This is a genomic window from Rhodoferax sp., assembly GCF_028714215.1.
Classification (GTDB): Bacteria; Pseudomonadota; Gammaproteobacteria; order Burkholderiales; family Burkholderiaceae_C; genus Rhodoferax.
Genome location: NZ_JAQTMS010000015.1, coordinates 1 through 23866, shown reverse-complemented (window position 1 = coordinate 23866; position 23866 = coordinate 1). Strand labels below are relative to the sequence as shown.

At 62.1% G+C, this 23866-nt stretch carries 24 protein-coding genes; 11 read left to right on the top strand and 13 right to left on the bottom strand.

Annotated features, from left to right (window positions below; genetic code table 11):
• The first annotated feature begins 65 nt into the window (after positions 1-65).
• Positions 66-2750 carry a prolyl oligopeptidase family serine peptidase gene (locus PHS32_RS09125; protein ID WP_301078617.1) on the top strand — a complete coding sequence of 895 codons (2685 nt, stop codon included), beginning with the start codon at positions 66-68 and terminating at the stop codon, positions 2748-2750.
• 81 nt (positions 2751-2831) lie between these two features.
• Here the strand turns inward: PHS32_RS09125 and PHS32_RS09120 are convergent, their stop codons facing one another.
• Complete coding sequence (locus PHS32_RS09120) at positions 2832-3185, bottom strand: hypothetical protein (protein WP_301078616.1); 354 nt, start codon at positions 3183-3185, stop codon at positions 2832-2834.
• A 260-nt stretch (positions 3186-3445) separates the two neighbouring features.
• Between PHS32_RS09120 and gnd the strand changes: the two genes are divergently transcribed.
• Positions 3446-4894 (top strand): decarboxylating NADP(+)-dependent phosphogluconate dehydrogenase, encoded by a 1449-nt coding sequence (gene gnd, locus PHS32_RS09115; protein ID WP_301078615.1) that lies wholly within the window; start codon positions 3446-3448, stop codon positions 4892-4894.
• 4 nt (positions 4895-4898) lie between these two features.
• Here gnd and PHS32_RS09110 read toward each other — a convergent pair whose 3' ends face one another.
• A complete protein-coding gene (locus PHS32_RS09110) occupies positions 4899-5924 on the bottom strand; it encodes a LacI family DNA-binding transcriptional regulator (protein ID WP_301078614.1) in 1026 nt (341 codons plus the stop codon).
• 202 nt (positions 5925-6126) lie between these two features.
• Between PHS32_RS09110 and PHS32_RS09105 the strand changes: the two genes are divergently transcribed.
• From PHS32_RS09105 to PHS32_RS09090, 4 genes are read left to right on the top strand one after another with little or no spacing between them, the layout of a single operon-like run.
• The gene (locus PHS32_RS09105; protein WP_301078678.1) at positions 6127-6612 is read left to right on the top strand and encodes a gluconokinase; all 486 of its coding nucleotides are present in this window, start codon (positions 6127-6129) and stop codon (positions 6610-6612) included.
• Entirely contained in the window at positions 6609-7121 is a 513-nt protein-coding gene (locus tag PHS32_RS09100) for a TRAP transporter small permease subunit (RefSeq protein WP_301078613.1), read from the top strand. Before PHS32_RS09105 ends, PHS32_RS09100 begins: the two co-directional genes overlap by 4 nt.
• Before the next feature lie 5 nt (positions 7122-7126).
• Entirely contained in the window at positions 7127-8419 is a 1293-nt protein-coding gene (locus PHS32_RS09095; protein WP_301078612.1) for a TRAP transporter large permease subunit, read from the top strand.
• A gap of 47 nt (positions 8420-8466) precedes the next feature.
• On the top strand, positions 8467-9486 hold the full coding sequence (locus PHS32_RS09090; RefSeq protein WP_301078611.1) for a TRAP transporter substrate-binding protein: 1020 nt from the start codon (positions 8467-8469) through the stop codon (positions 9484-9486).
• A 60-nt stretch (positions 9487-9546) separates the two neighbouring features.
• Here PHS32_RS09090 and PHS32_RS09085 read toward each other — a convergent pair whose 3' ends face one another.
• The 7 genes from PHS32_RS09085 to bcrC form a co-directional block, all read right to left on the bottom strand.
• On the bottom strand, positions 9547-10824 hold the full coding sequence (locus tag PHS32_RS09085) for a putative glycoside hydrolase (RefSeq protein ID WP_301078610.1): 1278 nt from the start codon (positions 10822-10824) through the stop codon (positions 9547-9549).
• Between the two features lie 7 nt (positions 10825-10831).
• Positions 10832-11443 carry a methyltransferase domain-containing protein gene (locus PHS32_RS09080; protein ID WP_301078609.1) on the bottom strand — a complete coding sequence of 204 codons (612 nt, stop codon included), beginning with the start codon at positions 11441-11443 and terminating at the stop codon, positions 10832-10834.
• 21 nt (positions 11444-11464) lie between these two features.
• A complete protein-coding gene (locus PHS32_RS09075; RefSeq protein ID WP_301078608.1) occupies positions 11465-11710 on the bottom strand; it encodes a YfhL family 4Fe-4S dicluster ferredoxin in 246 nt (81 codons plus the stop codon).
• A gap of 37 nt (positions 11711-11747) precedes the next feature.
• Positions 11748-12593 carry a benzoyl-CoA reductase subunit D gene (gene bcrD / locus PHS32_RS09070; RefSeq protein ID WP_301078607.1) on the bottom strand — a complete coding sequence of 282 codons (846 nt, stop codon included), beginning with the start codon at positions 12591-12593 and terminating at the stop codon, positions 11748-11750.
• 163 nt (positions 12594-12756) lie between these two features.
• A complete protein-coding gene (gene bcrA, locus PHS32_RS09065) occupies positions 12757-14100 on the bottom strand; it encodes a benzoyl-CoA reductase subunit A (protein WP_301078606.1) in 1344 nt (447 codons plus the stop codon).
• Positions 14101-14114: 14 nt separating this feature from the next.
• Positions 14115-15494: a benzoyl-CoA reductase subunit B gene (bcrB, locus tag PHS32_RS09060; RefSeq protein ID WP_301078605.1), complete on the bottom strand. Its 1380-nt coding sequence runs from the start codon at positions 15492-15494 to the stop codon at positions 14115-14117.
• Positions 15491-16672, bottom strand: coding sequence for a benzoyl-CoA reductase subunit C (gene bcrC / locus PHS32_RS09055; RefSeq protein ID WP_301078604.1), 1182 nt, complete (start codon positions 16670-16672; stop codon positions 15491-15493). Before bcrC ends, bcrB begins: the two co-directional genes overlap by 4 nt.
• 166 nt (positions 16673-16838) lie before the next feature.
• Here bcrC and PHS32_RS09050 point away from each other — a divergent pair, with 166 nt between their 5' ends.
• Positions 16839-18017, top strand: a complete 1179-nt coding sequence (locus PHS32_RS09050) for an epoxide hydrolase family protein (RefSeq protein ID WP_301078603.1) — start codon at positions 16839-16841, stop codon at positions 18015-18017.
• The gene (locus PHS32_RS09045) at positions 18014-18913 is read left to right on the top strand and encodes an HD domain-containing protein (RefSeq protein WP_301078602.1); all 900 of its coding nucleotides are present in this window, start codon (positions 18014-18016) and stop codon (positions 18911-18913) included. The genes PHS32_RS09050 and PHS32_RS09045 overlap by 4 nt, the downstream gene beginning before the upstream one ends.
• Before the next feature lie 14 nt (positions 18914-18927).
• Here PHS32_RS09045 and PHS32_RS09040 read toward each other — a convergent pair whose 3' ends face one another.
• The 3 genes from PHS32_RS09040 to PHS32_RS09030 form a co-directional block, all read right to left on the bottom strand.
• Positions 18928-20325 carry a Fic family protein gene (locus PHS32_RS09040; protein WP_301078601.1) on the bottom strand — a complete coding sequence of 466 codons (1398 nt, stop codon included), beginning with the start codon at positions 20323-20325 and terminating at the stop codon, positions 18928-18930.
• A gap of 271 nt (positions 20326-20596) precedes the next feature.
• Positions 20597-20944 (bottom strand): helix-turn-helix transcriptional regulator, encoded by a 348-nt coding sequence (locus tag PHS32_RS09035; protein WP_301078600.1) that lies wholly within the window; start codon positions 20942-20944, stop codon positions 20597-20599.
• Positions 20941-21276, bottom strand: coding sequence for a type II toxin-antitoxin system RelE/ParE family toxin (locus tag PHS32_RS09030; RefSeq protein WP_301078599.1), 336 nt, complete (start codon positions 21274-21276; stop codon positions 20941-20943). Before PHS32_RS09030 ends, PHS32_RS09035 begins: the two co-directional genes overlap by 4 nt.
• Positions 21277-21342: 66 nt before the next feature.
• Between PHS32_RS09030 and PHS32_RS09025 the strand changes: the two genes are divergently transcribed.
• The 3 genes from PHS32_RS09025 to PHS32_RS09015 all read left to right on the top strand — a co-directional run bounded on the left by PHS32_RS09025 (position 21343) and on the right by PHS32_RS09015 (position 23042).
• Positions 21343-21546: a hypothetical protein gene (locus tag PHS32_RS09025; RefSeq protein ID WP_301078598.1), complete on the top strand. Its 204-nt coding sequence runs from the start codon at positions 21343-21345 to the stop codon at positions 21544-21546.
• 368 nt (positions 21547-21914) lie between these two features.
• Positions 21915-22238, top strand: coding sequence for a hypothetical protein (locus PHS32_RS09020; RefSeq protein WP_301078597.1), 324 nt, complete (start codon positions 21915-21917; stop codon positions 22236-22238).
• A gap of 60 nt (positions 22239-22298) precedes the next feature.
• Positions 22299-23042 (top strand): YkgJ family cysteine cluster protein, encoded by a 744-nt coding sequence (locus PHS32_RS09015; RefSeq protein WP_301078596.1) that lies wholly within the window; start codon positions 22299-22301, stop codon positions 23040-23042.
• Between the two features lie 150 nt (positions 23043-23192).
• On the opposite strand, the gene PHS32_RS09010 is transcribed toward PHS32_RS09015, so the two are convergent.
• Positions 23193-23866: DUF4145 domain-containing protein (locus PHS32_RS09010; RefSeq protein WP_301078595.1), on the bottom strand; the 674-nt coding region annotated here is incomplete at its 5' end.

Here is a 23866-nt window from a genome sequence, read left to right as displayed (position 1 = left end):
GAAGTCCCGCCTCAGCCAACCCTGCTGCTGGTACATGGTAGCCATTTGCCCCAAAGTTCGCTGCGGTGCTGCTTCTGTGCCCGGTGCAACTGGGCTTGTCGGTCTTCATGAGCGGCCGCCCACCGGCCAGCACGCCGGGTGCCGGCGCATGCAGTAGGATCACTGCTTTGCTGTCGCCCAGACCGCAAGACCCGACGGTTATTTCGGAGACAAAGCCTGTGATACGCCAGTCCACCCTTACTTGTTCCCTCATCGCGGCAGTGGTCGCGCTGTTTGCGCCCGTCAATCTGGCGGCGCAGCCCAACGTGTCTGCGCCAGTTGCGAGCACCGCCACGCCGCCGATCAAATCCGCAGCAGGCTATGACCAGCCGCCCAAGGTCATTCTGGATGTGATGCACGCACCGTCGCCGCCAACGCCCTATGTCAGTCCGACCCTGGACACGATTCTTCTGGTTTCCTGGCAGGACTATCCGCCCATGTCGCGCGTGGCCGCGCCATTCCTGCGGCTCGCCGGGGTGCGCGTGGAGCCGGCCAATCACGGCAAGCGCGATACCCCGGGCGGCTACGGAATCAAGCATTGCGTCACCGGCTTCGAGCTGGTTCGGGTTGCCGATGCGGCGCGAACGCCGGTCGCTCTGCCGGCCGGCGCCTGCCCGGATTCCCCGGTCTGGTCGGCCGACGGCAAGCGCTTCGCTTTTGCCAACGTGGCCGCGCAAGCGGTCGAATTGTGGGTTGGCGAGGCCAGGACCGGCACGGTGCACCAGGTGCCAGGCGTTCGCTTGAATCCCATGTTCAACGGCGAGTTGCAATGGATGCCGGACCAGGCCACGCTGCTGGTCAAACTGGTTCCCGATGGCCTGGGCGCGCCACCGCCCGAGCCCCTGGTGCCGGGTGGCCCCAGCATCCAGGAGACCGGCGGCCAACAAGGGCAAAGCAGCACCTACGAGAACCGGGACACGCTGGGCAACCAGCATGACGAGGATCTGTTCGACTACTACGCTGCCGCGCAACCGGCCTTGGTCGATGCCGTCACTTCGGTCATCACGCGATTGGGCAAACCCGGCAATTACGAGTCACTGGACCCGGCGCCGGACGGCCGCCATCTGTTGGTGACGGCCATTCACAAGCCTTACTCCTACGTCACCACTTATGAACGCTTCCCGCGCACTATCGAAGTCTGGGACACAGCCAACCGCTCGAAAATCGTCACGCACCCCATTGCGTCAATTCCGTTGGCCGATCGGGTGCCGATTCATGGCGTACCGCTAGGCCCGCGCGATTTTGCCTGGCGTGCCACCGATCCGGCAACGCTGCTGTGGGCGGAGGCGCTGGACGGCGGTGACTGGAACGTCAAGGTGCCCGCGCGCGATAAGGTGCTGATGCTGAAAGCGCCCTTCAGTTCGCCTGCCGTCGAGATTGCCCGGACCGAGCAGCGCTTTGACGGTTTCGACTGGAGCGAGCAGCCGGCCATTGCGCTGCTGCAGGAGTACGACCATAACCGGCACTGGAAGCGGACCTTCGTTGTCAACGTCGACGACAGTCAGCAGCAGCCGCGCCTGCTGTGGGATATTTCCACCGACGAGAAATATCTGAACCCCGGCCGGTCGCTGCACCGGCAACTCGCCAACGGCTCCTGGGTGGTTCGCATGGACGGCGATTCGATCTACCTGTCAGGAGCCGGCGCGTCGGCGCAGGGAGACCGGCCGTTCCTGGACCGCCTCGATCTGAAGACGCAAAAATCCGAGCGCCTGTTTCGCAGCGACAAGGATGCCTATGAACGCTTTCTTGCCTTCGCCGGAACCGACGCCCGCAGCTTCATCACCTGGCACCAGTCGGTGATCGATCCGCCCAACGCTTTCCTGCGAACGCTAGGTCCCGCCGTGGCGGCCGCGGCCGGGGAAGCGGCCTTCGCTTCGACCCGCGTCGCCATCACCCGCATTCCAGATCCGACGCCCGCGGTGCGGGCCATCAAGAAGCAGTTGGTCAAATACAAGCGCGCCGACGGGCTGGACTTGTCGTTCACGTTGTACACCCCGCCCGGCTACCAGCAGGGCACGCGCGTACCCACCATCCTGTACGCCTATCCGCTGGACTATGCCGATGCGTCCAAGGCGGGCCAGGTCTCGGGATCGCAGGCCACGTTCACGCGCTTGCGGCTGCACCGTCTGTTGTTGCTGGCCGGCTATGCCCTGATTGACAGCGCCTCCTTCCCGATCGTCGGCGACCCGAAGAAGGCCTACGACACGTACCTTGAGCAACTGGTCGCCGATGCCAAGGCGGCGGTCGACGAAGCGGTGCGTCTGGGTGTGGCGGATCCCAAGCGCATCGGGGTGACCGGCCACAGCCATGGCGCGTTGATGGCGGCCAATCTGCTGGCGCATTCGGATCTGTTCCGGGCCGGCGTGGCCACCAGCGGCTCGTACAACAAGACCCTGACACCGTTCGGCTTCCAGAGCGAACGCCGGTCGGTGTGGGAGGCGCCGGAGGTCTACCAGAAAGTCTCGCCTTTCTTCTTCGCCGACAAATTGAAGACGCCACTGCTGATCGTCCACGGTGCCGATGACGCCAATCCCGGTACCACGCCGCTGCAAGCCAGCAAACTCTATGAGGCGGTCCGCGGCAACGGCGGCACCGCGCGCCTGGTCATGCTGCCGCACGAGCCGCACTGGTACACGGCCATGGAGTCCAATGAGCAGCTGATTTACGAGATGGTGCGCTGGTTCGACAAGTATGTAAAAGACGCTCGGTGACTGGTCAAAGCTGGACAGTCATGTAGTCCACTTTGTGTCCCGTGGTTCTTGGCTTGACAGTGACAGATTTAGGATACCCGCTCAAGCCGCCTTAAGGTACATGTCGATGTGCATGGAGCTGAAAGGGCAAAGTACGCCGCCACTTTCGGTGCGCTCCAGCAAGCCGAGTTCAGCCAGCATCACCACGTCATCATGCACGCGCTTGACATCACGCCCCACTACGCGGGCCAGCTCCCGTACGGGGAGTTCCCCCTTGCCCTGGCAGGCACGGACAATCTCCCAACGCTTCTCGGTAAGTTGGCCGAAGAAGTGGCCGGGACTCTCAAAATTCAGCACCTCGCCCTGGTAGGTATCGGCCTTGGCTGCTTTTCCCGCGGCGCGTAACGCACCCCGCCAGTCGGGCTGCATCGTGATGGTGAGGTAACGATTTTTCATTTCTATCTCCTGGCGCTGACCGCGGCAATAAAGTCTTCAACCAACTGCTCCACGCTGACAAAGGTGTAGGGCAACTCATGTCCCTCCAAGTGGCAGTGGTCGCCCTTGCCGAGCTCGCATGTTGGCAACTATGCCAACATCAGAGTCTGTGGTCAATCCACTTCATAGCCGGCAGTCGGGGCCAGAGTGGCGAAGACCCGATTGACAGACAATAAGTGGACAGTTCAAAACGAATCACTTGATCGATCGGAAAAATCACAATGCCATCTCAAATAGGGCTCATCGGTATCGGACTGATGGGCGAAAACCTGGCCCTCAACATGGCAGACAAGGGCTTCAGCGTTTCAGTGTTCGACCTGTCACCGGGAAAAGTCGAGCGCTTTGTTTCCGGCCGCGGGCAGGGCAAGAAAATTCTGGGCTGCCAGTCGGTGCCGGAATTGATAGCGTCCCTGGCACTCCCCAGAAAAATCATGCTGATGGTCCCGGCCGGAAAGCCGGTGGATGAGATCATTGAAACGTTGATGCCGCTTCTTGAGCGGGGCGACATCATCATCGACGGGGGGAATTCTCATTTCTCGGATACCACGCGAAGAACCAGAATGCTGGAAGGCAAGGGCTTGTTGTATGTGGGAGCCGGCGTATCGGGTGGCGAGGAGGGCGCCTTGCTGGGGCCTTCGATCATGCCCGGTGGTTCCGTCGCCGCCTGGAAAAGCGTCGGGCCGATCTTTCAAGCCATCGCCGCCAAGGTCGATGGCGGCGTCCCCTGCTGCGACTGGATAGGGGCGGAGGGCTCCGGCCATTTCGTCAAAATGGTCCATAACGGCATCGAGTACGGCGACATGCAGCTGATTTGCGAAGTCTATGACGTGATGCGAAACCTGCTGGGCATGAGCGCTGCCGAGATGCACCAGGTGTTCAAGGTCTGGAGCGAGGGCGAACTGAAAAGCTATCTGATTGAAATCACCCGGGACATTCTGGCCGTCAAGGACGAGGACGGCCTGCCCTTGCTGGACAAGATCCTGGATAAGGCGGGCCAGAAGGGAACCGGCAAGTGGACGGTGGTCACTGCGCTGGATGTTGCGGCGCCGCTCACCCTCATCACCGAGTCGGTGTTTGCCCGCGTGCTGTCCTCCATGAAGGACGAGCGGGTGCTGGCGGCCACGGTTTTGACCGGCCCCCAGGCCCGCTTTGGCGGCGACCGGAGAACCTTCATCGATGACCTCGGCAAGGCCTTGTATGCGGCCAAGATCATTTCCTATACGCAGGGCTATCAATTGCTGCGCGCGGCGGCGCAGGAGTTCGGCTGGAAACTCAACTACGGTGGCATCGCGCTGATGTGGCGTGGCGGCTGCATCATCCGTTCGGTGTTTCTCGGCAAGATAGGGGAAGCTTTCGATGCCAATCCGGAGTTGGTGAATCTCTTGCTCGATCCGTTCTTCAGAGAGACCATCGGCCTGGCGCAACAGTCCTTGCGCAATGTGCTGGCCGAAGCGCTGAAGAATGGCATCCCGACGCCGGCCATGTCCTCGGCCCTGGCCTATTACGATGGCTACCGCAGCGCCAAGCTGCCGGCCAATCTGCTGCAGGCGCAGCGCGACTATTTTGGCGCGCACCAATACGAGCGGGTTGACCAGCCGCGTGGAATGTATTTCCATACCAACTGGACCGGGCGCGGCGGCGCCACCGCATCAACGGTCTATTCCGCGTAAGGCTTCAGGTGCTGCCCCGTACCACGATCTGGTAGCCCAGGTCGACGCAGGGCGTGGCCACACTTTTTCTGGTCATCAGCGACAGCAGCATGCGCGACGCCGCTTCGCCAATTTCAGCGCGCGGCGTGCGCACGGTGGTCAGTGGCGGCAGCATCTGGTCGCTGCCGGTCAAATCGTTGAAGCCGGCAATCGCAATCCGTTCAGGCACCGGCACGCCCAGTCGCAGCGCCGCCAGCAAGGCGCCTTGCGCCAGGTCGTCGTTGCAGAAAAATATGGCATCGATGGCCGGCTGCTGCCCCATGATCTGCTCGAACATGCGCCCACCCAGCGCGATCGAGGAGGGGGCCGGGTTGAGCCACTCCAGCGTGGCGTCATGGCGTCCCGCTTCGCTCAGGGCACGCCGCCAGCCTTCCAGCCGCTGCAGCGTGCGGGGGTCCAGCTGGGCGCCGGCAAAAGCGATCCTGCGGCGGCCCCGGGACAGCAGGTGCCGCGTCATTTCGGCACCCGCATCGGCCTGGGAAAAGCCCACGCAGTAGAGGCCCGGGATACCCGAGGCGTCCATCATGTGCACGCAGGGCACGCCGCTTTGCGCTATCAGCTGGCGCGTGGCGTCGCTGCGCTCCAGGCCGGTGACCAGCAGGCCGGCCGGGCGATGCAGCAACTGCTCGCGCAACAGGGTTTCCTCCTCGCTGAAGTCGTAATGGGTGACGCCGATCAGCGTCTGGTAGCCGGCTTTGCGCAGCGTGCGCTGAATGGCTTCCAGCAAGTCCACGAACAGCGCATTGGAGAGCATCGGTATCAGCACCGCCACATGGGTGCTGTGCCCCGAAGCCAGCGCGCGGGCCGCCGGGTTGGGGACATAGCCCAGCTTGTGCGCCGCCGCCTGCACCCGATCGACCAGGGCGCGGTCCACCCCACGCTCCCCGCGCAGGGCGCGGGAAACAGTGATGGGACTGACCTCGGCGGAGCGCGCCACATCGGCCAGCGTGATGCGGCCGGTGGCTCGGGGGCGGAGAGCAGGGGTTTTCATGGATCAGGGTAACTACCGATTTGCAGGTTTCTATTTCAGCATAGGATAGCGCTATCCGGTTGTCATTGGAAAGCGGGATTTCCCTTATCGGCGGTTGTTCGAAATTGCTGATGAAGATCAAGCTTGTTGATGACTAATTTTTTTAAAATACTTGGGATAGCGCTATCCAATTGAATTGAGACCAATGCATTCCATCGTCATCATGGGCGTCGCCGGTTGCGGCAAATCCAGTCTTGCGACCCTGGTGGCCCGGTCCAGCGGACTGAAACTGGTTGAGGGTGACGACCACCACAGTCCCGCCAGCCGAGACAAGATGCGCCAGGGCATTGCACTGACCGACGCCGATCGCGAAGGCTGGCTGGCCACTCTGAGCGAGCTGCTGCGAGCCCAGCCCGAGGGCGTGGTACTGACCTGCTCGGCGCTCAAGCGCACCTACCGGGAGCGTCTTCGGCAGGCGGCACCTGGCCTGCGTTTCGTCTTTCTGGACATCAGTCGCGCCGAGGCGCAAGCGCGGGTGTCGGCGCGCGCGCCCAGCCATTTCTTTTCATCCAGCTTGGTCGACAGCCAGTTTGCAACGCTGGAAAACCCCAGCGGCGAGACCGGCGTGCTGCGACTGGACGCCTTGGCGCCGCCGGAGCAACTTCAACACCAGGTAAGCGCGTGGCTACGCGCCAAGGAGACCCCATGAGTACCCCACACATTGGCAACGCCGCCAGTTCCCTCTTTCAACGCAGCGCGAACCTGATTCTGGCCCTCTGTCTGGGCGTCATGGCGGTATCGGTTTTCATCAATGTGGTGCTGCGTTACGGCTTCGGCAGCGGCGTGGCGGCCAGCGAGGAATTGTCGCGCCTGCTGTTTGTCTGGATGGTGTTCGTCGGCGCCACCGCCGCCTACCCGTTGGGAGAGCACATGGCGTTCACCAGCCTGGTCGGCTTGCTGGCGCAGCGTCCGCGCGCCATGGCCCTGGCCGCTGCGCTGATCCGCCTGCTGGTGCTGCTGGGTTGCGCCCTGGTCGGCTGGGGTGCCTGGCAGCAGGTGCTGGTGGGCCTGGACAGCAACTCCGTGGTGCTGCACTACCCGGTTGCGCTGCTGCCCCTGCCGGCCCTGCTGTGCGCCGTGGCGATCGGCGTCATGGCATTTTTTGAACTCATCAAACAAACACCGCTGGACCTCGGTCACGGCGCCGAAGTGGAGTAAGCGCGATGAGTAACGAAGGTCTGGCCTTTATCGTTTTTTCGGTGGGCATGCTGCTCTTGATGGGCATCGGCATGAACATGGGTCTGGCACTGGTGCTTACCGGCGCCGGCATGGCGCTGGTGCTGGGGTTTTGGGATACCCAGTTGCTGGCGCAAAACCTGGTGGCCGGCGTCGACAGCTTTCCCCTGCTGGCGGTACCGTTCTTCATTCTGGCCGGCGAGTTGATGAACTCGGGTGGCATCAGCAGCCGCATCATCGCCATGGCGCAGGCCTGGGTCGGGCATATCCGGGGCGGACTCGGCTACGTGGCCATTGGCGCCGCCGTGCTGATGGCCAGCATGAGCGGCTCGGCGCTGGCGGATACCGCGGCCCTGGCCACCATCCTGCTGCCCATGATGCGCAGACAGGGCTATCCCATGCACACCTCGGCCGGGTTGATCGCGTCGGGCGGCATCATTGCACCCATCATTCCGCCCAGCATGCCGTTCGTGATTTACGGCGTGACCACCAATACCTCGATCTCGGCGCTGTTCATCTCCGGCATCGTGCCGGGCCTGATCATGGGCGTGGGGCTGATCGTGGCCTGGAAATGGGTGCTGCGCGACATGCAATTGCCGCAAGGCGAACCCCTGCCCATGAAGGAGCGGCTGCGCGCCACGCTCAAGGCGTTCTGGGCCATGCTGATGCCCTTGATCATCATTGGCGGCATGAAGACCGGCCTCTTCACGCCCACCGAGGCGGCGGTGGTGGCGGCGTTTTACGCGCTGGTGGTGGCGCTGTTCGTGCACCGTGAAATGAAGATGGTCGAAATTTACGGTGTGCTGGTGCGTGCCGCCAAGACCACCGCCATCGTGATGTTTCTGTGCGCCGGCGCCCAGGTGGCGAGCTACATGATCACGCTGGCCGATCTGCCCAGCGTGCTGACCGCCTGGCTCGGGCCGCTGGTGCAAAGCCCGCGCCTGCTGATGTTGGTGATGATGATCGTGCTGATCGTTATCGGCACCGCGCTGGATCTGACGCCCACCATCCTGATCTTCGCCCCGGTGATGCTGCCGATTGCCGTCAAGGCCGGCATCGACCCGGTCTATTTCGGCCTGATGTTCGTCCTGAACGGCGCCATCGGCCTGATCACGCCACCGGTCGGCACCGTGCTCAATGTGGTGGCGGGGGTGGGCCGAATCTCCATGCACCAGGTGATCAAGGGCGTCAACCCGTTTCTCCTCACCTACACGCTGATCCTGTTTCTTTTTGTGTTGTTCCCGCAGATCGTCACCGCGCCGGTGGCGTGGATGCGATAGCCCGCGTTTTTTCTTCCGTTCATTTCTTTCCAACCCAGGAGATTTTCATGACTATTCTTCGTCGTACGCTCATTGCCGCCGCCACTGCCGCGCTGCTGGGCGCTTCGTTCTCGGCCTTGGCCCAGGACATCAAACCACGCCTGATCCGCTTCGGCTACGGCCTCAACGAGCAAAGCAACCAGGGCCGCGCCGCCAAGGTGTTTGCCGAGCAGGTGGAAAAAGCCTCGGGCGGCAAGATGAAGGTGCGCGCCATTGGCGCCGCAGCCCTGGGCCCGGACGTCCAGATGCAACAAGCCCTGATCGGCGGTGCCCAGGAAATGATGGTCGGCTCCACCGCGACGCTGGTGGGCATCACCAAGGAAATGGCGATCTGGGACACGCCGTTCCTGATTGCCAACACGAAAGAAGCGGACGCCATGCTGGACGGTCCGATCGGTGACAAGATCAAGGACAAGCTGCAGGACAAGGGCCTGGTCGGGCTGGTGTACTGGGAAAACGGTTTTCGCAATCTGACCAACAGCAAGCGCGCCATCACCAAGATGGAAGACCTGCAGGGCATCAAGCTGCGGGTGATGCAGAACAATGTGTTCCTGAGCAGCTTCCAGACCTTGGGTGCCAACGCCATTCCGATGGCCTTTTCCGAGCTCTTCAGCGCGCTGGAAACCAAGACCGTGGACGGCCAGGAAAACCCGTTCAACACCATCCTGTCGAGCAAGTTCTACGAAGTGCAAAAGTACATGACCGTCACCAACCACGTCTACAGCCCGTGGATCGTGCTGGCCAGCAAAAAGTGGTGGAGTCAGTTGTCCAAGGACGAGCAGAAGATACTGATGGATGCGGCCAAGGCGAGCCGCGACTACGAGCGCAAGGACACGCGGGAAGAAGCCGGCAAGGCGATGGGCGATCTGAAGGCCAAGGGCATGCAGATCAACGAGTTGTCGCCGGCCGAATCGGCCCGCATGCGCGACAAGCTGACCAAGGTGTACGCCGGCATCGGTACCGATGTGGGCATGGATCTGTGGAATGAAACGCAGGGCGAACTGGCCAGGATCCGCGCCAGGAAGTAAGCGCCATCAGCTGCCGCAATCGGGCGAAGAAATGCCGCGGACTGGCACTGTAGGCGGTCTTCAGGGCGCTGCATTGGACGGCGGCGCGGCCTGCAGTCCCTCGTCGTCGTAACGGTTGCGCGCATTCCACAACATCCAGCCGTCGGTGCCGGCGGCCTCGGCGGCTTCGATCTGCTGGCGGATTTCACGCTCGCCGAAAGCCCTGCGGTCGAAGGCATAGTCGCGAAAGGCTTGCAGCCAGGGCCTGAAACGCACACCCGGCAGACCGGTGCGCTGCTGCGCGCGTTGCAGGCTGTCGTAGACGATGTCATAGGGCGCGGCGACCGGGTTGCGGTGGCCCGGAATACCGAACGTGAAGCCCGACGGGTACAGCATCGGCGACAGGTAGTCCACGTGCCGTGCCACCGCTTCGAGCTGTTGCCCGATGTGCGTGTCGTTGCTGTTCCAGGCGATGTAGCCGAAGACGTCGGCGGCAACGAACACGTTGTAGCGCAGCAGGCGGCGCTGCGCGGCGTCGAGGAAACCATTGATAGCGGCGATGCGCCGCTCCTCGGTGTCGGGCTCGCAGAACTGCAGGCCGGTGGCATCGGGAAAGCGCAGATAGTCGAACTGCACCTCGTCGAAGCCGAGCTGCGCGGCCTCCTCGGCCAGGGCCAGGTTGCGCTCCCAGGCTTCGCGGCGGAACGGGTCTATCCACGGCAACCCCTCGCGATCCTTCCACTGGGCGCCATGCGCGTCACGCACGGTCCACTGCGGATGGGCCGCCGCCAGCGGCTCGTCCTTGAATACCACGATGCGCGCGATCAGGTACAGGTCGCGCGCGCGCAGGGTCTTCATCAGCGCCGGCATGTCGCTGACCGTGACGGCGGTCTGCGGCAAACCGGCCGCGGCCAGGGAGGCACTGCGAAACGGCACCAGTCCCCGGTCACCCTTGATGTCGATGACCAGTGCGTTCAATTCGGTGTCGTCTATCAGTTTCAAGGCATCGCCACGCAGCGTGGCGCTGCCGAGGCCGTAAGGCGTCAGATAGATCGCCTTGGGCCGCAGCGGCGTCAGCGTGAGGGCCAGTGGCTCAACCCCCTGGACCGCGCGTTCCAGCCGCGCGTAGCCCGGCGCACGCGCCGAGACGCGGGTGGCGTGTACGCCAGCGCCGAAGTCGAACCGGCCCTGCGCGTCGCTGCGCGCCAGCACGTCGCCGGCAACCAGTGTGGCGAGGGCGATCGGCCGACCGGTCGAGGCGTCGCGCAGCACGCCATCGAGTGCCTGGACAGTCAGGCAGACACTTCCCAGAAACAGCAGGCCAACGCAGCGCCAGTGCTTCAGAGCTTGAATTGACAAGGCGCGTTTAGCGGCGATTCAATCGCAGCGCCAACTCGTGGGCCAGGCTCGGATGGGGCACTTTCGCGTAAGGTGGTTTGGGCCACAGCCAAACACGCTCAGGGAACAGCGCCCGCATGGCGTTGATGTCGCAGTGATAAGGCGGCCCCACGATCAAGCCCTGCTCGCTGGCCGCCGGTCGAAGCATCTGCATGAGCAGCAGCCACAGTGTGCCCGCTGGTTTGAGCCAGTCACGCAACTGTCCGGCATATTCAAACCAGTGGTCAGGATGAATCGCACACAGGCAGGTCTGCTCGTAGATGCCATCAAAGGGCTGCGCCGGGCGGTAGCTCAGGACGTCCGCCTGGACGACTTCCGCTTTGAGAGCCTGTGCTTGCAGGAGTGCCCGCGTTTTCTCCACCGCGGCGGCGGTGTAATCGATGCCGGTGACTGCAAAGCCGCGCCTGGCCAACTCGGCGACTTCCCAGCCGCTGCCGCAACCCGGGACCGCAATGCGACAGGGTTGCAGTTCACCGCTGTCGAGCCAGGCCAATAGCTGAGGACTGGGACTGCCGCGGTCCCAGCCGATCTCGTTCTGCTCGAAGCGTTGTTGCCAGAACTCGGTGCTTGGGCCGGCCATGCTGGGTACTCGATGGGGCTGTCAGGCGTGCAGGTCTTCGTACTTCTTCATCAACTGTTCGGGCGTCTCGACGAAATCCGGATTGACGGAAATGCAGTCGGCCGGGCAGACCAGCTTGCACTGCGGTTCGTCCTCGGCGCCCACGCATTCGGTGCAGCGCAGCGGATCGATGACGTAGAGCGGGTCGCCAACGCTGATGGCTTCGTTGGGGCAGGCCGGGCGGCAAGCGTCGCAGGCGGTGCAGTCTTCGGTGATGATCAAGGCCATATTGGTTTCCTTTGGGTTCAGTAGGGGGTAGGGAGAATCAGGCCGCGACCTGCGCCTCCAGTTCAGCGAGTTTACTGTGCCTGAAGGCGCCCCACAGCGCCGCGCCGATAGCGCCAGCGTAAATCGAATCGGCGTGCGCCCGGGCCGTCACCGCCACTTTCTCGGTGACCATTTCTTCCTGGATGGCGGCCAGCAGGCCGCTGTCGAGCGCCAGACCGCCGGTGATCAGCGCGGTGCCGGTCTTGATGCCGGTGATCTTGAGCAGTTTGACGACGCGCGAGGCCATCGACATGTGAATGCCCTTCAGGATGTCGGCCGTGGCGATGCCGCGCGACACCATGTTGATGACGTCGGTCTCGGCCAGCACGGCGCAGATGGAGCTGACTTTCTCCGGCTCCTTGGAGCTTTGCGAGAGGGCGCCGATTTCTTCCACCGCCACACCCAGGTAGCGCGCGATGTTTTCCAGAAACTGCCCGGAGCCGGAAGCACACTGGCTGGTCATCTTGTAGGACAGCACCTTGCCGCGCTCGTCGATGTAGATGGCGCGGCCGTTCAAGGCCCCGATGTCGACCACGGCGCGCGCCGTCGGGTCCAGAAAGACGCCGCCGCGGGCGTGCGTGGTCATGGAGTAGAAGTGGCCGGTGGCGAACTTGACGTTCTCGCCTTCGCCGGTGGTGGCGATGTAGTCAATGTCGTCGCGCGTCAGCCCGGCTTCCTCCATCACGCCCTCAAAACCTTGCTGCGCCAGCAGCATCGGATCGCGGCTGCGGATGCGTTCGCAGCGTTTGGACAGCCAGTGCTGCGTGCCGTCCTCGTCAGAGCGAAACAGCACCGACTTGACGGCGCCGGAACCGATGTCTATGCCAATGGTGGTGATGCTCATACTTACTCTCCATTTGATCAGTTGCTAGTGGATAGATGTAGCGTTGTAATTGCGGCCCCGGATCAGGTCCGGGGTTTCAGCACCCGCAATCCATGGATCCCGGGTCGAGCCCGGGATGACAGCGAGAGCCCTGTGTTGGTCATGTTCAGAAGCGCATGAATAGTCAATTTGGGCGGTTCTCGACTACTTTCCCATCGTCCACCACGGCGCGCCAGGCAAAGGTGGCACCGCCCAGCGCGCCGGTGTAGATCGAGTCCGGGTCGATGTTGATGGTCAGCTTGCCGTAGTTCTCATAAATCAGGTCGCGCAGCGATTTCACCGCCGCCTCGTTCTTGGCCACGCCGCCGGTAAAGGTGAACTGGTCGCGAATGCCGCCGGAGCGCGCCAGGATCGACATGGCGCGCAGGATGATGGCGCGGTGCAGCCCGGCCATGATGTCCTCGCGCTTGTCGCCCAGCGAGAGGCGGTCGCGCAGCTCGGCGCCGGCAAACACGGTGCAGGTGGAGTTGATGCGTATCGTCTTGGTCGACTTCATGGCCAGGGGGCCAAGCTCGTGCAGGCCCATGTTCATCTCGTCGGCGATGTAGCCGAGGTAGCGCCCGCAGCCGGCGGCGCAGCGGTCGTTCATCTGGAAGCTCTCGACGATGCCGGCCGGATCGACCTGGATCGCTTTCGTGTCCTGGCCGCCGATGTCCAGCACCGTCGCCGTGCCCGGGTACATGACATGCGCACCGAGGCCGTGGCACAGAATTTCGGAGCGGATGTGCTCCTTGGAAAACGGCAGCCGGGCCCGGCCGTAGCCGGTGCCCACGATGTAGGTCTCCTCCATCTCGGTGTCCAGAATGCCCTTGATCGGCGCCTCCACTTGCGTGCGCCGGGCGGCTGTTTCAGGCATGGCGACAAAGGTGCGCTCCAACGCCGCCAGCAGGTGGCGCCGGATCGAGTCGGCATAGACCCGGTTCTCGACCTCGATGATGGAGCGGTCGAACACATTGAGCAGAAAGTCGTAGCGTGTGCCGGCTTCCTTGGCCACCGCCTCGCCGATCGCCAGGTACTGGCTGCCGGCGATGTCGCGGAAGAAATCGGACTTGCGCTTGGCACCGGGCTTGAACAGCTCGGCGGCTTCGCTCTGCAGGCGCCGGAAGACCTCGGTCAAGGCCTCGCCGACGGCCTTGGAATTGTCACCAAACCTGGCGCTGGCCAGGCTGCGATGGCAGGTTTGCTCCAAGTCCCCCAGTTGTTCCAGGTACTGTTCAAGCCTGAAATCGCGCTCCAGCTGGCCCAGAAACCCGTCCAGCGCGCCGTTCAGCGCATGGGTGGTGCCCAGCGCCTGGCGGAACAGGAAGAAGCGGCCGTTGACCATCGCCTCCTGCTTGGCGATGGTGGCGGCAGTGTCGTAGTTGGAGCGCGAGTTGGTGATGCCGCGCCCCAGGATGTTCTGGTGCTCGTCGATCACCACCGCCTTGGTGGTGGTGGATCCGAGGTCGATACCGATAAAGCAACGCATGGCTGTCCTCCGCTTCAGTAGGCCGTGATGGGGATGATCTTGCCGGCCGACGCACCGGCCATGCCGGCAGCGGCGACGGCGGCGGCCGCGGCTCCGACGCGCTTGGCCTTGACCATCTGGAAATAGCTCTCCAGCCGGTTCTTCACGTTGGCGGCGGAGAAGTAGCGCGGGTCCACCAGGTCGGTCTCGATGAAGGCGGCTGGCTTGCCGGTGCGCCGCTCGACTTCCCGCAGAATCAGCAACTGGCCGGCCGAGAAACTGTTGCAGCTCTTGATCGAGTTGATCAGCAAGCCGTCGGCCTGGTACTCGTCGATGTACTTGCAGATCATGTCGATGCGGCTGGGCAGGTTCAGGTTGGTGTAGCAACCCAGGCAGTACTCGGCCAGCGACTCCAGCGGATGGTCCGGGTCGTGCCGGAAGCCGAAGTCGTAGAGGCCGCCGACCTTGGCATAGGTGCTGGAGACCACCACCGCACCCTCGTCGTAGAACATCTTCCAGAAGTCGCGAAAGCTGGTCCAGTTGGGCGGCCCCTCGACGATCAGGCGGTATTTCTCCTCGCCCATGGCGCCCTCGGGCGTCACCGGTCCAAGCCCCAAGCGCACGCGCTCCTCGATCTCGCTGCGCAGCACCTGGTAGTACTGGGTGGCTTCGGGCGTGCCGCGAAAAGCGGTGAAGATCGGGCCTATGTAATAGACCGCGCCGAAGTAGCCGTCGATCGGCGACGGGCGGTTCTTGGCCGACTGCAGCACCGCCACCAGGTCTTCCTCGGCCTTGGCCGATTCGCGCATGTACTGGCGCAGGCGGTCGATGTCGAACTTGACGCCGGAGATGCGCTCCAGCGTCGGAATCACCGTTTCCTTGAGCTGCTTGACCACGTAGTCGCGCATGTTGGGGGCGATCTTGCCCTCGCCCTGGTAGGGCACGTGCAGCATCACCGTTTCGCAGCCGTACTTGTGGCGTATCAGCTCGAACCACTTCATGAAGGTGAAGCAGCCGGTGTAGGACAACAAGAGCACGTCGGGCCGGGGCAGCGGGTCGCCGGTGGGGCCGATCTCGCCGCCCATCATCGAACCGAGATCGGCCTTGACGTAAGTGCAGACGTCTTCCGACTGGCCGTCGCGCTCGGCGTCCATGATCATCTTGCCGGACTTCTTGCGCATGCCGTTTTGCAGCGCATTGGTTTCCGGCAGGCTGCGGGCAAAGTCGAAGCACATCAGCAACTCGTTGAGGTTGCCCGGCACAAAAGTGGCCGACACCTTGCGGTTGTTGGCGCGGGCTGTCGCCAGCTCCATGTAGTTCTTGTTGATCAGCTCTTTTTGCAGCCACATGGCGTCCTCTTTCTGGACGTTTTGCGGCTTCTTGACGGAGGTGGGCATGGCAATGGGGGTGTTCATGATGCATTCCAAAGCTTGATTGAATCGGCAAAAGTGCCGGCCTGTTCCCGGATCGGCGCCATCTGGCCGGTGTTCTCGGCGTACTTGAAAGCGGTGTGCGGAATCTTGTGTTGCGTCAGCACGTCCTGCAGCATGGGGCGCTCCAGCAGGGCCGGGTCGCAGAACGAGGGTGCCGCAAAAATCACACCCTCGGCGCCCATGGTCTTGACCTGCTTCATCAGGTACACGCCTTTTTGTTCGCGCGTGGTGTCGTACTTGGCCGCGGTGGTGGCCGAGCGGTGCAAAAAGGCTTTGGACAGCTCCTGCAGGGGATTGCCATCGGTGGGCACATGGTCCAGCAGCCAGCGGCCCACCAGCATGAAGTCGTCGTCCACCACGTAGCAGCCGGCCATCTCGATCGACTTGATCAGGGCCAGCGGCGGCTGCTCGCAGAAGGTGCCGTTGATGACCACGCGGGCGTTGTCGCGCTTCGGGCGTGCCACGGTGTCGGTGGCGGCGATGTAGTCGCGCACCAGTTGCGTATGCTCCTCGGGCGGCAGGATCATGCCGGCGCGTTGCACCAGGTAGACCTCGGAGGTCGGTGCCTGCCAGGGTTTGGCGGCGCGGTAGGCATACAGCTCGCGCAGGGCGGCGCGGTTCTGGTTGTAGACGGCGATCGAGGCGTTCAGCGCTTCGTCCGTGATGGGCTTGCCGGCCAGCCGGGCCAGGTCTTCGCGCAGTATCTGCATCTCTTCGATGTAGAACTTGCCGCCGATTTCATCTTCGTAGTTTTGCGGCACGTCGATGTAGCGCACGTACTTGTCCTTGAACAGGATTTGCCACATGCCCGAGAGGTTGCGGATGACGTCGCAGATGCTTGGGAACAGCATGCCGTCCAGACAGTCGAGCCGACCGGTCAGCCCCATCTCGATGGTGGAGCGCGGGATGCGGCAGATATAGCTTTGGTAATAAGCGTCGCCCTGGATCACTTCCAACTGGTCGCCGCCGCCCAGAATGCCCACCGGCAGCATGCCGGCGGCGTGAATCAGTTCGCGCGGCACGTAGACCGGCATGTAGCCAATGGCTTTGCGCCCGGGCTGGGCCGCTTTCCAGTCCTTGACGGCGCTGAAATGAAGGTCGTCAAACAGCGTTTGGCAACGCTCCAGGATTTGCTGGACAGGTGAAGTGGATAACATCATGGGTGCTCCCCGGTTGGTGTCTTGCTACTGGATCGATTTGCGCCTGCGAGCCATTATTGCATAATAGTACCCGATTACCAGTATTGCTCAAAAACCTTTTTTTCAATAAGGCCAAAGACCGGGTCGGGATTCGGGTACAACTCACAAATCAGTCGCGGAGAACAATTTGCAAACACCCATCAGCGCGCCGGCGAGCGTATCGGTCGACCTATTCAAACTGGCCGTTTCCGACGAGGCGCTGTCCGACCTTAGGTCACGGCTGCTCAACACGCGCTGGCCGGAGCGCGAAACCGTAGCCGACTGGAGCCAGGGCGTGCCGCTGGAGCGGATCAAGGCGCTGTGCGAGTATTGGGCGCGCGACTACGACTGGCGACGCTGCGAGGCACGCCTCAACGCGCTGGGCCAGTACCGCACCAACATCGACGGCTTGCGCATCCATTTTCTGCACATCCGCTCGCGTGAGCCCAATGCCCTGCCGCTTCTCCTCACGCACGGCTGGCCCGGGTCGGTGGTCGAGTTTCTCGACGTGATCGGTCCGCTGACGGACCCGGCCGCCCATGGCGGCGACGGCGCCGATGCCTTCCACCTGGTGATTCCGTCGCTGCCCGGTTTCGGTTTTTCGGACAAGCCCACCGGCACCGGCTGGGGCGTCGAACGAATCGCCGCCGCCTGGATCAGCTTGATGAAGCGCCTGGGCTACCAGCGCTACTTTGCCCAGGGCGGCGATTGGGGCGCCGCGGTGACCACCGCCATCGGCATGCTGGCGCCGCCTGAATGCGCCGGCGTGCATCTCAACATGCCGCTGATCTATCCGGACAAGACCGATCTGGCAGAACTCAGCGAGGCCGAGCAGGCATCGGTTGCGGCGATGAAGTTCTATCGAAGCAGCGACTCGGGCTACGCCAAGCAGCAGCGCACGCGGCCGCAGACGCTGGGCTATGGCCTGACCGACTCACCGGCCGGACAGGCCGCCTGGATCTACGAGAAGTTTTATGCCTGGACCGACAACCGCGGCGAGCCCGAGAGCGCCCTGAGCCGCGATGCCATGCTGGACAACATCATGCTCTATTGGCTGCCGGCCACCGCCGCCTCATCGGCGCGACTCTATTGGGAGAGCCTGGCTTTCTTCAGGACGCAACCATTGGCCCTTCCGGTCGGTGTGACCATTTATCCGAAAGAATTTTCCCGTCCGTCGCGGCGTTGGGCGCAGCGCCACTTGGCCGATATCGTGCACTGGAACGAGACCGACAAAGGCGGGCATTTTGCGGCCCTCGAGCAGCCCCAACTTTTCGTGACGGAACTGCGAGACTGCTTTCGAAAGATCCGGACCGGGAACCGATCATGAACGACGTCCGAAAGGGGCTGGAAGCACGCTTTCCCGGGCTGCACGCCAGCATCGAAAAGATGCTGGTTGAGGCCGAGGCGCGCTACAACCAGCAGGCCGGTCAGGCGGCGTCGCAATTCCTGCTGGAACACACACTGCGCACGGCCGCCATCGCCCACAAGATCGCCGCAATGGAAGGGGTCGATTCGTTCCTGCCCACGCTGGTGGCGCTGTACCACGATGCAGGCAAGTTTCATGAGGGCGCCTACCATCAGGACCGCATACCGGAAGAAGAGCATGCGGCGCTGCTGGCCCAGAAGATGCTCACCGAGGTGGGCCTGGAACGCACAGCGATCGAGTCCGTGCTTGAGTCGCTGCGCGCGCTTTACGACGAGCACCGCCCGTGCATAGGCCCGAGCCGCATCGTGCAGGACGCGGACCGGCTCGAAAAGCTGGGGGCTCTGGGCGTGAGCGCCTTCTTTACCAAGGCCGCCCTGCGCGGACGCGGCCTGGTCGATGCGCTGGTCCAGACGCTGAGCCGGGAACTGACCTACGCCCGGGTGGCCCCGCGCTCGATGTTGACCGCATCAGGAAAGAAACTCGCCCTGGCGCAGGCGCCCCGGACCATTGCGTTTTTCGACAATCTTCTGGAGCAGCTTGAAAGCTGGGGCATCGCCTCTTTCGAGTGCCACACGATCGTGCTGGATGAAGACTTCCGCACCCGCGACGGTGCCATCGCGCGGGGCATGGAAGTGAGCATTGCGATGTTGCGCGCCTGCCCGGATTGCGAAGGTCCGCTGGCGCTGACGCACCGGCGCCAACAAGGCATCAAGTGCGAGCGGTTCACCGCCCGCTTCCAATGCGCTCACTGCAGCTACGCCAGCGAAACCTCGCTGTGCCTGCCGCTGCTGGCCTGATCCAGCGCGTCGAGTCAGGTTCCACCCTGTTGCATGGGCTGCCACGCACGGTACTCGGACAAGCGCAGGCGGTAACGGCTGACGTTGCCTTCATGCAGATTGCGCAGATCGATGAGAGCCAGTTCGGTGATTGGCTCCAGATCCTCTCGCGGCACCAGTGGTGCCGCCACGGTGCGCACTGCATCTGCACCAGGAGATTTCAGGCCACGCACGATCTCGCTGATCACAGTGATCAGCGCCTCGCGGTAACGCAGACGCACGGGATCGGGCTCGGCCACGGTTTCGCGGATGGCCATGTAGCGCTGGCAGGATCGCTCGTAGGCCCACACGAACACGTCGCGCAGCAGATCGACCTGCTTGAGCTCATAGACGCCAAGGGTTCCTTCCACATAGGCCTGCTCGGGAACGTCGATGAAGGATAGCGGGCACAGATTGTGTTGGATCAGCGGGATGTTGGCGCCCAGCCGCGATACGCGCTTGTTCACGTCCACGAACGGTTGCAGATAAGGGATGTGGACCATGATGAAAAAGGCCTGCTCGAACGGATCACCGATTGCGGTAGCCTTGTCCATAGTCATGTGGAAATAAGCATCGATTTGCTGCGGAATGCCCAGCGGGTGAAACACCGTGCCGCTGACCTCGACGATGCGGCGGCGCAGCCGCCCGCTCTCGCCCGGATCGACCAGCAGGTTTTCCGACAACAGCGCGTGCAGGTTGAAGAAGGTGAAGGTGTTGAAACCGATGTCCTCGGCCTGGTCGACCAACAACTCGATGGCAGCTTTGTGGTTTAGGATCATTTGCGCATCGCGGCGATCCTTGCCTGCGGCCGCCTGACCCAATTCGATCAGGTTCTGCGTGTCGAGTCGGGTGTAGGTGTTGCCTTCGAGCCGGCTCGATGCCCAGGACAGGTCGATCAGCAGCCGCCCCAGAATATCCCGGGCATAGGTACCCGCCGGCCGCTCGCCAGCGGGGGAGCGGCCAATGTTGTGCAGGTGTTGGCGAATTTCCGGCGGCAGGTAGTAGGTTTCGTTGGGGCGATACGTCTCCAGCAGTGCACGGTCATAGCCCACTGGCTTGCGGCCCTGGATGGGTTGACGGACGTAGGTCTTGATGTCATCGCCTTGCGGCGAGGTGGGGACGTAGACCTCGGCGCTAGCCTGCATGGTCAAAGGCTCAAGGACGATATTTGCAGTGCCAATGATCGGTGCAAGCCGGTACTTGATCGCGCGTCCATCGCCTTCGGCGCAAATTCGCCGCTGCTCGACAAGCGAGGCCACGCGGCGCTGCAAGGTGCGGCGACTGACGATGTCGGCCAGCGCGACGTGAAGCTCGTCGGTGCCGGCTCCATCCGGGTGCCGGGCAATCTCGGCCTCTATTCTTACGCTCAGGTCGTCAGGAAGTTTTTTTGGCATGCTTTACCTCTTATTGGCGCGTAACTGGCTTATTCACGCCAATAGATTAGCTTTATTGGCGCGATTTGTCAAAATACGCGCCAAAAATACGCGCCACAAAGCCACGCCCGGTCCAGAACATAGAGGGCGGCGCATGACCGGTTAAGGTCGATGGCGCTACAGCTACGCCAGTGAAACCTCGCTGTGCCTGCCGCTGCTGGCCTGATCCGGCGCGTCGAGTCCGACAGTTCCATGAATTGGCTCGTTCCAAAACGGGCAGCAGTCGACGACTTCAGCGAACGACTAACTCCACCGTTTTTCCCGTACGTAAGAGCATCGTGACGAGCGTATCCAACGAAAAGCGGTTGAGCTTTGCGTTGACCAGGTCCGAGACACGCGGGCGTGAGACATCGAGAATCTCGGACGCGGCGACCTGGGTGAGTTTTTCGGATTGCATCCATTGGGCAATGGCAATTGCCGCATCCTTCTTCAATTTCTGCGACTTGGCAATGCGCGCATCGGCTTGCTTCAACATTACCTTTGCTTGCTTCGGTGAAAAACCCAAATCGGCAAACACGTTACCGTCGGCAGGTGTGATATGACCACTCTTCTGGTCATCGTCTAGGTGCACGGTTTTCATTTGGTCTTCCTTTCAATCAACACCGCGCCATACCGGCGCTTGGCAATGTCCTTGTCGCCCTGCGATGTCTTGTTGGTCTTCTTCTGAAAAGAATGCAACACGTACAGGGCCTCCTCGAACTTCGCGACATACATCACTCGAAACCATCCATCAGCCGTATCCACGATGACTTCGTTCACGCCGCCCCCGATTTCCGGCATCGGCTTGAACTCGTCAGGCTGCTCCCCCTGCTGGACCTTGCGCAGTTGATACCCAGCTCTGTGCTTTGCGTCATCGGGGAACGCTTGGAGGTCCTTGAGGGAGCTTCCTCGCCAATTGATAGGCCTCGTCATGAATGTATAAATAAGTGTACATCAAATTACATTTGCTACGTGAAGAAGCGCTGGCCAACGACAAATATGTCCACCCGTGACAGCGCGATCATGCGGGGCATGGAAGTGAGCATCGCGATGCTGCGCGCCTGCCCGGATTGCGAAGGTCCGCTGGCGCTGACGCACCGGCGCGAGCAGAGCGTCAAGTGCGAGCGCTTCACGGCACGCTTCCAATGCGCGCACTGCAGCTACGCCAGCGAAACCTCGCTGTGCCTGCCGCTGCTGGCCTGATCCACCAGTGATTCCGATTCAGGTCAGCCACGGGTAACGCGGCAATTCCCATCAATGACGGCAAGAGACAAAAGCGGCTACAGAGATTTCCGAACTGACCGCCCCCAGGCCTGCACCGGCGCCGGCCTTGGATACCGATTCAGTGCGTCAACTGGTGACAGGGCGAAACAGCGATTCAGTGCGTCGCGGGGTAGCTCTGCGTGCGGCGCACCGCAAAGCATTCTCCTGAACAGCGCGTTGTGGTGGTGCGCCGGTCAATCTGCGTGTCGTACCAAGGCAAGGGTTTGTACTCTTGTCGATGACTGACCAAGCGGCAATAGTGACTCCATGCGGTTGAAAAGTCCATCCGTTACAAGGAGCGAGACAACATGAAGAAATCCGTACTGATTGCTGCCGGCGCAATTGCCTTCGACCTGGGCGTGATGGTAGTTGCCGCACACGCGGCTCCAACCAATGATATTAAGGTTGAAGACACCGCCGCGCGGGCCAAGATCAAGATGCAAGACAACTCTCCTCAGGCCAAGACAGACTACGTTTTCAAGTATGAACTGGTCAAGAACGGCCAAAAGGTCGGAACTGTGGCAAACGCAGATGGCTGCAAGACTGCCGGTGGCAAGATTGAGGTCCAGTCCTTTTCCTGGGGTGCCTCGCAAAAAGTCTGCGTCCTGCCAGCCAAGCCCGGCGCCAAGTAATCGCCCCAGCGAACGCCGCCTATCACAAGGCGCGCACGTCGCCTCAAGTAGAGTCCAGAGATGGAAGATGTCATCCGGCTTGCCGCCGGCGATCCGGAACGGGAGGACCTGGTCACAGGCAAGGTCGTCCTCGTGCTCAGCGGAGAACCGGTGCACCTGGAACTGACGATCCCATCAGGCCAGATCAGCGTCCAAGCGCTGCTGCCCATCGTCCAGGGGCTTAGCAGCCTGATGGCGGAGCGGGCGAGCCGACGGCTGGAGGCCCACGGCAAGAGCGTGTCGTGCCGCGCCGGCTGCGGGGCCTGTTGCCGTCAGTTGGTGCCGATTTCGGCGCCAGAGGCTCGCGCCTTGAGCGATCTGGTTTCGGCCATGCCCGAACCGCGCCAGACCCAGGTGCGCCAGCGTTTCGCGGACGCGCTGGCCGCGCTGGGGACCGACGGCCTGATCGAGCGTCATACCCAACCGGGCGACGGCAGCGTCACTGCGCTCGGCATGGACTATTTCCGGGCCGGGGTTGACTGCCCGTTTCTTGAAGACGATGCCTGTTCGATCCACCCGGATCGACCTCTATCCTGTCGCGAATACCTCGTGAGTTCGCCGCCGCTGCACTGCGCGAACCCCTCGTGTGAGTCCATCGAACGGCTGGTGCTGGAAAGCCACCCCTCGCTGACCCTGCTCAATTCGGAGGTTATGACGGGCTGGATGCCCCTTGTCGTCGCACTGAGCTTTGCCGAACAGGCGGCGCCGGCGGTGCGCGACCGGGATGGGTCGGAGATCTTGCGCGAACTGATCAGCCAGTTCTGACCGGACAGCTATCGGTGACGCAGATTCCATGTCGGCACGGACCACACCAGAGTCCACAATAGATGCCGGATATACGACTGCAGGCGCTTCCCCAACAGCCAAACTATCGGTCAGTTTCTTGCACTTGTGGGGGAGTCCATATACGTAGTGTTAGGACTTTTTTCGTCTAGCCCGAATTTCTGCGCGAGTCTTGAATTCTTCATAGCGGTCTGCAAGGTCGTAGACGTACTCAACAATTGCATTTACGAAAGTTTGCAGGTCTCCCGCATCTTCTCGTGAAATGCTGATGTCCTCGGGATGTGCGGCGAGATTCCGAAACGCTTGGAGTTGTTGGCTCCAATCATAAAGGCGGTCGTCGATGATTTTCGCATCGCGCAACTTCTTTATGCCTTCGCCAAGCATTAGCTTCTTCTTTGGCTTCGCGGGCGCCGCATCCGGCTTGGTAGGTGTGGGGTCAAGAATGTCGCGGCATAGCGCTTCCAAGGCACGGCCAAGCATGACGCATGCGGCAATATTGGCACCAGCCTGAAGAGAACGATCTGCTTCATTTAGGGAGTCGGTAACAACGCGAGGAATACGCCAGCTCGAAAATGACTTTGAAGGCTTTGGGTATACGCGGACGATGTCACTCCAGCGATCCTCGTATGCGTCGATGCCCTCGAAATCGACTTGATCTGATTCGCCAACAAGAATGGTGCCGCAGCTTGGGCAGTTACCAACAAATACTCGTGTTCCATAAGGCTGCTCAGACTCTTCATCGCTGGTAAAAAGTTCCGCGCGCCCCGATTCAGTAGCAGCAACTTTAGCCTTGCAAACGTGGCAAT